Source organism: Bacillus sp. JJ1474, from assembly GCF_036965225.1.
Lineage (GTDB): Bacteria > Bacillota > Bacilli > Bacillales > Cytobacillaceae > Cytobacillus.
This window is the reverse complement of sequence record NZ_JBALPC010000245.1, coordinates 1-5569: the sequence shown is the minus strand read 5'-3', so window position 1 is coordinate 5569 and position 5569 is coordinate 1. Positions and strand designations below refer to the sequence as shown.

5 protein-coding genes are annotated in these 5569 nt (G+C 39.6%); 1 reads left to right on the top strand and 4 read right to left on the bottom strand.

Translation table 11 applies throughout. The features are described 5' to 3' along the window. The first annotated feature begins 43 nt into the window (after window positions 1–43). Window positions 44–1837 carry a M3 family metallopeptidase gene (locus V7164_RS23435; RefSeq protein ID WP_335355395.1) on the top strand — a complete coding sequence of 598 codons (1794 nt, stop codon included), beginning with the start codon at window positions 44–46 and terminating at the stop codon, window positions 1835–1837. A 123-nt stretch (window positions 1838–1960) separates the two neighbouring features. On the opposite strand, the gene V7164_RS23430 is transcribed toward V7164_RS23435, so the two are convergent. From V7164_RS23430 to V7164_RS23415, 4 genes are all read right to left on the bottom strand, one after another. Next, window positions 1961–3205 carry an NAD(P)/FAD-dependent oxidoreductase gene (locus tag V7164_RS23430; RefSeq protein WP_335355394.1) on the bottom strand — a complete coding sequence of 415 codons (1245 nt, stop codon included), beginning with the start codon at window positions 3203–3205 and terminating at the stop codon, window positions 1961–1963. Then, the gene (locus V7164_RS23425) at window positions 3202–3534 is read right to left on the bottom strand and encodes a (2Fe-2S)-binding protein (protein ID WP_335355393.1); all 333 of its coding nucleotides are present in this window, start codon (window positions 3532–3534) and stop codon (window positions 3202–3204) included. The genes V7164_RS23430 and V7164_RS23425 overlap by 4 nt, the downstream gene beginning before the upstream one ends. Next, entirely contained in the window at window positions 3527–3802 is a 276-nt protein-coding gene (locus V7164_RS23420) for a (2Fe-2S)-binding protein (RefSeq protein WP_066291766.1), read from the bottom strand. The genes V7164_RS23425 and V7164_RS23420 overlap by 8 nt, the downstream gene beginning before the upstream one ends. 71 nt (window positions 3803–3873) lie before the next feature. After that, a complete protein-coding gene (locus V7164_RS23415; RefSeq protein WP_335355396.1) occupies window positions 3874–5526 on the bottom strand; it encodes a sigma-54 interaction domain-containing protein in 1653 nt (550 codons plus the stop codon). Window positions 5527–5569 lie beyond the last annotated feature (43 nt).

Sequence of the window (5569 nt, the reverse complement as noted above, 5' to 3'; positions counted from 1 at the left end):
GTAAAATACATATCTTTAAAAAATTTAAAAGGAGAGTATTAACATGAGTCAAATAACTCGTAAAGATGTTCCAGAAGCGGAAACTTGGAACCTTGCTGATATTTTCAGTTCTGATGAGGAATGGGAGCGTTCCTACTCAACACTTGATAAAGACTTTGATGAAATACTAAAAGAATCTATTTCTTTAAATGAAGCAAAAGAAACAGTTGAATTAATAAAAAGGTATGAGCAATTACTAGGTGAATTAGATCGTACTTCATGTTATGCAATGTATAAATACTCGGAAGATGAATCAGATTCTTTAAATCAAAAGATGATGGGGCGTTCGCAAATCCTTGTTGGTAAAGGGAATAATGTCACAATGAAAGTTGTGAATGCTTTATTACATATTCCGAAAGAGGAGCTCGATCAATATATTATTGAAGAAGTAGAACTGCTATCATTTAAGCGATTTTTAGAAAGGATCGAGGAAAAGCGGAAACATTCTTTGACACCAGAAATGGAAGAAGCATTAGCTTCCCTATCTCAATCATTAAACACACCAGAATCCTTATTTCCCCCAGCCACTGACCGAAATGGGAAAGAGGTTCCTGGTTCCATTCATATGTACTTTACTCAAATAGAAACATCTCCAGACAATATTTTACGAAGAAATGCCTATCAATCGTTATCAGATGGATTAAAGAAATATCAGCATGGTCTGGCAAAAACATTATCCGCCGAAATAAATAAAAATGTAGCGTTGGCTAAGTTAAGAGGGTTCTCATCGGCAATAGATATGCTGCTTCAATATTCATCGCCTGGAACCCAAATTTACTCCGCTGATGGAATTTCATCCGATTTTTTTGAAAGTATATTAGATACATTTCGTACTGAACTTTCACCGCATATGCAAAGATATGCTAAATTGAGAAAACGTCAACTCGGATTAGATCAATTACTGTTTTCCGATGTAAAGGCACCGTTAGATCCTGATTTTGACCAGCCAATTAGTTATCAGGAGGCCGGGGAAATCATTACTGCAGCAGTTGGTGTACTAGGACCAGAATATCAGGAGCATATCCAGCGTGTATTCACAGAAAGATGGGTATACAGAGGTGACAATGTTGGCCGAAGAATGATTGCGTTTGGAGGCGGAGTCCATGGTGTTCATGGCTATTCCTTCTATCCTTGGGGCGGAAATCTATTCGATCTGATGCTTTTAAGCCATGAGCTAGGGCATACGATGCATTATTCGCTATCTGCAGAAAATCAACACTTTATTAACAATGCCCAATCATTATTATTCGCTGAAGCACCTTCAACCTTGCATGAACATCTTGTTGTTGACTATTTGCGGGAAAATAGAGACGATCCGAGATTACATCGGTGGTTAAATATGTATTTAATGATGAGCTACCATCATAATTGTGTTACACATGTTCTTGAAGCTGAGCTGTTGCGCAGACTTTATAAAATTGCGGAAAGTAGTGTACCGTTAACAACTTCAATTATTAGTGAAACGAAAGGAAAGATACTGTCTGAATTTTGGGGAGATACGGTAGAGATTGATGAGGGAGCAAAATTGACTTGGATGAGGCAGCCTCATTATTATATGGGACTTTATCCATTCACATATTCTGTTGGAATATCGGCATCCAGCATTATTGCACAGCGAATAAAGACAGAAGGTCAAAGTGTTGGTGAACAATGGACAGAGGTTGTCAAAAAAGGCGGCAGTATGAATGGACTTGATCTATATAAAATGGCAGGACTTGATATGTCAACTACAGAGAACCTGAAGCTTGCTATTGCAAATATAGCCAGAATAGTTGATGAGTTGGAACAAAGCTTTTAAGGGATCCTAGCCAATCCTTCAATATCATGCAATAGGAGGACAATATGGAACTCATAATAACAAATGAAAAATGCTGTATTGCGAAGAATTAGGGATAGTATGCTCACTATCCCCTTTTTTTGATTAGCTAATTTTTATATTTGAACTTTCATTAACTTTGTTTGCATAAAGTCTTTCCCACAGCTCATACATTTTTCTTCTGCCTTTATCAATTTCCGGGTTGAATTGAATAGCTGCTTGTTCGCGGACTATATGGACGTTTTGCACGGCTTGGTCCAGTTTATCATCAATGGCTGAACCGCCTTTACCAGCATGTTTAGCAATAGAAAAACCAGCGATTGTTCCTTGGGCCATGGCGATTTTTCCGCTTTCAATTCCGGTAATATTCCCAGCAACATAAAGACCTTCAAGCGGAGTTTCCATCGTTTCTGAATGATGGGGAACATGGCCACCAAGCTCAGGAATGTAATGGAATGGGCAGCCGGCAACAGCAGTAAGCTCTGCAAGTGGATATAAACCGCCAGCAATACAGACGAAATCAGCATCATATATAGTTTCCGTGCCAGGGATGATGTTTCCATACTCATCAGTATCAGCTACTCGAACCCCTTCTACTTGTTCGGTTCCGATAATTTCTAAAGCAGCTTTTCGAAGGAGCAGCGGTGTCCCATTTACTTTTACCCCATTTTTAGGGAAAAATTTCATCCCCATTTTACGGAACCAATCATTTTTCATGAAACGACTTCCCATTCGTAGTAGAGGGGATGGAGCAAGATGTGCTGCATTTAGCAGTGATTTCATAACCTCTTCTGGTTCGCCTGCTTTCACGCTCAATGGGCCTTTTTCTGGAAGTATGATTCGATCTACACGAATGCCGGCTAATTGTAATTCATTTAAAATGGCAAAGGCTAAAATATTAGCTCCAATAATGATCCCTTTCTTACCTACTTGGACACGATGAACGTTTGTCATGACTTGAGCTGCGCCAATCGACATAACGCCAGGAAGAGTCCAGCCTGGGAGAGGAATTGGGAACTCTGCAGCCCCAGTGGCCACTAGTACATTAGGAGCTGTCAAAGTACCAATGCTCGTATGTACATTCCATAATTCATCGTTCTTTTCCAGGTTGTAGACAGACACTCCGCATCGAATGTCGACTGCTAATTTTTTCGCTTCTTGATGAAGTCTCTCTGATTCCTTTATGCCGTTCCACCATTCGCCAGACGGTTCTTGGTGAAGCTGGCCTAATAATCTGCCTCCGGGTTTTACAAATTCATCAATTACGGTTACCTTCAGACCTGAAGAAGCACTTGCAATGGCTCCAGCTAATCCAGCAGGCCCCGCTCCAATAATAATGACATCCATCATTGCTGCTCCACCATCTTTCTAACAATATTAGGAAGATGCTTTCCGCTTTCAACGACCATGTCTTTTTCGACAACTGTTAGACATGCTCTTACGTTTGCTTGATGATTAACTGTGACTCGGCATTCCATACAGTGGCCAATATTACAGTAAAATCCCCGAGGTGTCCCGTAATCCTCATGAACCCGCAGTTTTCGAATTCCGTTTGCTAAAAGTGCAGCGGCAATCGTTTCATTTTCAAATGCTTCAATCGTTTTCCCATCAAATGTAAAGGGGATGGATTTTCTATCTTCTAATTTCCCTAAAATAGGGTGGTCTATAATTCTAGTCATTATTTTCACCTACTGTTCCAAATGTTACTGGGCGAATCGGCGGCTGGTATTTTAATGGGATATCACCTTGAGAAATATTAGGAATGACATCTTCAATGATTCTATCTAAAGGAATTCTGCATGTGCGACCGCCGCAAAAACCCATACCTGCTCTTGTTCGCAATTTTAATTCCCTAGCTGTGCATTGATGTTCCTCTGCCGTGGAACGCAGATCGCCATAGGTAACTTCTTCACAGCGGCAGATTACAATGGCCTCTTTGTTGTTCATTTGGAAACCTCCTCTATTTTCTAACTATGAAAAATACTATGCAAAAATCGTACCAATTTTAGAGGAAGGCATTAACTAAGGCCGAGACGTTTTAGTCTATTATATAAGGTAGCTCTCGTGATACCGAGCCTTTTGGCACATTCAAGTTTATTTCCGTTTGCAATAAGAAGTGCTTTTTCTAGCACTCCTTTCTCATGCTGATCCATTTCCTCTTGCAGAGGCAGGATGGTATTGTCCATTTCAAAGGAATCACTTTGTTCAGTCATTGTATCTATATGGTTATCAATTGGATGAGAATGAAAAGGCAAATATTCCTTTTTAATTGACCCATCTGTCGCAAAGACAACGAGACGTTCAACAACATTCCGAAGCTCACGAATATTCCCTGGCCAATCATAACGCAGCATTTCCTGCAAAACCTCTTGTGAGAACTGATGAATCGGTCTCTGATATAGAATCGAAAAATCGTTTAAAAAATAATGAGTGAGTTCAATAATATCTTCCCGTCTTTCTCTTAAAGGGGGGATCTGCAAACTAACGACATTTAACCGGTAATACAAATCTTCGCGAAATTGCCCTTCGTTCATTAAATCTATTAAATTCCTATTTGTAGCTGCAATTACACGAAAATCCGTTTCAATTTCTTTTTCCCCGCCAACTCGGTAAAATTTCCTCTCCTGCAGGACTCGAAGCAGTTTAACCTGCATTTCAAGCGGCAATTCGCCAATTTCATCCAGGAACAGTGTGCCGCCTTTTGCTAATTCAATTTTGCCTTTCTTTCCTTTTTGATCAGCACCAGAGAAAGCTCCGCGTTCATATCCAAAAAATTCGCTTTCAAATAATGAAGCAGGAATAGCGCCACAATTTATCGAAATAAATGGTGAATCAGCTCCTTCGCTCGCTTCATGAATGGCTTTAGCAAACACTTCTTTGCCGACTCCGCTTTCTCCCAGTATCAAAACAGTTGATTTAACTGAGCACACCTTTTTTGCCATTTGGACTGTTCGCTTAAGCGCAGTGCTGTTCCCTTTAATTAAACTAAACGGGTCAACCGAGTGTTTATATTTCGCAACCTCCTGTTCCAAACGATGAACTTCTGTTGACATATTGAATAGTTTCTCGTTAAGGACGACCTGATTTGTTACATCTGTCTCCGACACAACTGCGCCAATGATTTGATCATTGAAATATACCGGATTTGAGTTAATCAGGACGAATAAATCCGATCGGGGCTGGTGATGCTGACGGGAAATTCTTTTTCCCCTATGTAACGACTGCAGAATTTCAAGATCCTTATGCTCGAAGAAATTAGTAATGGGCTGTCCCAAAATTTGCTTTTCTTTCACTGAAAAGATTTTTTCGGCCCCTTCAGTCCATGTGCATACACGCTCTTGATCATCTATTACCGTGACAGAGGCATCCATTGTTCTAGTAACAGTTTCATAGAAAGCTTTCAGTTGATTATAAGAATTATTGAGGAAATAAATAATTTCGGCCGCTGTTATATAGCCAATTGGCTGTTTATCAGAATCTAAAACAACGACTGTTGATACTTGAGAATCGGCTGGTACTAAAGCTTCAAATGAATCATTGATACTGACTGCCGTGCTTCGGGCTTCATCAACAAAGTACTCACCAGCTCTTTCAAAAATATTTTTGCCAACTAATAATTTAATTAAATTATTTTCGATCATTTTTTTTATCGGCGGTAATGAAAACACAATTTCCCCTCCAAACGTGTAAAAAAATATACACACTGTAAAAGAT

What these genes read in the sequence shown, in the direction of transcription:
- V7164_RS23435 (WP_335355395.1), top strand. Translation starts at nt 44, where the DNA reads ATGAGTCAAATAACTCGTAAAGATGTTCCAGAAGCGGAAACTTGGAAC.
- V7164_RS23430 (WP_335355394.1), bottom strand. Translation starts at nt 3,205, where the DNA reads ATGATGGATGTCATTATTATTGGAGCGGGGCCTGCTGGATTAGCTGGA.
- V7164_RS23425 (WP_335355393.1), bottom strand. Translation starts at nt 3,534, where the DNA reads ATGACTAGAATTATAGACCACCCTATTTTAGGGAAATTAGAAGATAGA.
- V7164_RS23420 (WP_066291766.1), bottom strand. Translation starts at nt 3,802, where the DNA reads ATGAACAACAAAGAGGCCATTGTAATCTGCCGCTGTGAAGAAGTTACC.